The sequence below is a fragment of the Dolichospermum sp. LEGE 00246 genome (genome assembly GCF_015207865.1).
Classification (GTDB): Bacteria; Cyanobacteriota; Cyanobacteriia; order Cyanobacteriales; family Nostocaceae; genus Dolichospermum; species Dolichospermum heterosporum.
Map to the genome: position 1 here is coordinate 1 of NZ_JADEWA010000597.1, position 2,674 is coordinate 2,674.

General features: G+C 45.7%; 1 protein-coding gene. It reads right to left on the bottom strand.

Annotated elements, in window-relative coordinates:
- Positions 1–25 precede the first annotated feature (25 nt).
- Complete coding sequence (locus tag IQ228_RS24470) at positions 26–2,545, bottom strand: endonuclease MutS2 (protein WP_193964756.1); 2,520 nt, start codon at positions 2,543–2,545, stop codon at positions 26–28.
- Positions 2,546–2,674 lie beyond the last annotated feature (129 nt).

Here is a 2,674-nt window from a genome sequence, read left to right on the forward strand (position 1 = left end):
TCCCCTACCTCCCCTACCTCCCCTGCTATATGATATGGGCAACGGTGACACCAGTACCACCATCGGCTTGTTCTGCTGGTTCGTAGTGAGTAACTCTGGGGTGTTGTTGTAAAAAAGCGTGAACTCCTTGCTTAAGTTTACCAGTACCGTGTCCATGAATAATCCATAGGTGTCCAGCGGCTTCAGAAATAGCTTTGTCTAAGATATATTCGGCATCAGATACTCGTTTTCCGCGCAAATCCACAGTATTTTTGGAGGTACGAATAGCTGGTGCAGGTGGTGGTGTAACTATCGTTGGGGCTGGTTTTGGTTTAACTATGGGTTCGGGTTTTTGTCCATCTAAGGATTCTATATCTTGGAGTTGGACTGTCATTTTCATGATGCCAAAACGGACATTAAAGTTGCCGTCAGCATCGGGAATTGTTAAAACTTCGGCGGTTTGCCCTAATTTGGGAATTCGCACGCGATCGCCCACTTTCGGCATAAACCCAGGTTTAGGTTTAGGTGGTGGTGCAGGTTCGTATTTTTGGGCAATTTGACTTAGGGATGCGGTGGCTTGTTGGGCATCTTGGGCGTTAGGTGTGCCTTTTTGCAAGCGGCGGATTACTTGGGCAATTTCGCCTTTGGCTTGGGTAATTGCTTGTTGAACGGCGATTTCTTGGGAGGCCCGCAAATCTTTTTCTCTGGCTTCTAAGGACGCGGCTTTGTCAGAAACTTCTTTATATAATCGTTCGGCTTGACGTAATAATTTTTGGGCTTCGGCGGCTTTTGTTTCCTGATTGCGACGTTGGGCTTCTAAACCGGCAATGACTTGGTTTACTTCGTCTGTGGCTTCTCCCACTTGAGTTTTCGCTTCTGCTACTACCTCTGGCTTTAAGCCTAAACGCAAAGCAATACTCAGGGCGTTGGAACGCCCAGGAATCCCCCACAATAGCCGATAGGTGGGTGAAAGTGTGGTTTCGTTAAATTCTACGGAAGCATTTTCAAACCGAGGATCTTCGTATTTTAATGCCTTGAGTTCGCCAAAGTGGGTACTAGCCATTGTTAGCTGAGTATGATTGGCGAGATATTTCAGTAAAGCGATCGCTAATGCACTTCCTTCAACGGGATCTGTACCTGCACCAACTTCATCAAGTAGAACTAGGGACTGGGGATTGGGGACTGGGGACTGGGAACTGAGGATTGGTAGTTTTATTCCTTCTTCTTCCTCTTCTTTCTCCTGACTCCTGGGCGGGGTTTCCCCGCCCCTACCTCCTTCTTCTTCCTTTCTCCTGACTCCTGACTCCTGACTCCTGACTCCTTTCTCATCAATTGCTTCTAATATTCGACTAATGCGGCGAATATGCCCTGAAAATGTGGATAAACTCTGTTGTAAAGATTGTTCATCCCCAATATCAGCTAAAACTTGCGAAAACCAAGGCATTTCTACGGGTTCACGGGCGGGAACAAATAAACCTACTTTTGCCATGATAGCGGCTAATCCCAAGGTTTTTAAGGTGACAGTTTTTCCACCTGTATTGGGTCCGGTAATTGTAACTACCCGAATTTGGGGACTAATTAACAAATCTACAGGTACGACTGGATTTCCTTGTTCATGCTGCTGTTGCCAGACTAGCAAGGGGTGGCGCAGATTTCGCAAGGTGATAATTTCATTGTCTTCTCGATTCACAAAACGTGGGGGATTAGAACCTATCCACAGACTGTAACGGGATTTGGCAACTGCTAAGTCTAAGGTGGTGACAATAGCTAATAATCTTTCTAAGTCTGGGGTAACTGCGGCCACCTTCTCTGTTAAAGTCCGGCGAATTACTTCTGCTTCAGTTTGTTCTTTTCTGATGACTTGCCGCAGTTGATTACCCAATGGTACGACACTATTAGGCTCTATATACAGGGTTGCACCACTGGTAGAGGTGTCGTGAACAATGCCGGGAATTGCGTCCTTTTGGGGGGCTTTAACGGGGATAACAAAGCGATCGCTTCTTTGAGTAATTAACTGTTCTTGAACAGCGCCCGATTTAGCTTGAATAATATTTTGGAGTTTTTGGGTGATTTGTCCACGAATTTTCCGCAATTCTATGCGAATTTCCCCCATTTTCTGACTAGCACGATCAGTTACTTGCCCCCGTTCATCAATACAACGGTGGATTTCCTGTTCTAATTCGGGGTAAGTCCGCAATTGGGAAACTAAATCGGATAAAACCGGGACATTTTCTTGATTATCAATAACACGACGTAAATTTCTTGTTCCTGCCAAGGTAGTAGCGATCGCCAACAGTTCCTCACCAGGTAAAATACTTTGGAGTATTGCCCGTTCCAGGGAATCACCAATATCCTGTATTCCCTCAAAGGACAACCCTGGATGTAAACGACTTTCCAGTTCGTAAACTTCTTTGGTTTGCGCTAATAACTGTTCACTTTCTACCTGAGTTTCAGGAATCGGCAGGTTACGCGCAACTATCGCCCCTAACTTAGTTGCCGCAAAGGTGGAAAGGTGCTGGCACAGACGGGGCCACTCTAGTAATTCTAAGGTTTCAGATTGGATCAAGGTTTCAACAACAAATCTGAAATTATCGTAACAATTTTAGCCCCTAGAAGACTACATTTTCCAGGATAAAATTTTTCGGTGTCCATTCGTGGGGGAAGCAGGGGGAGAAGAGAGGTAGGGGAGGTAGGG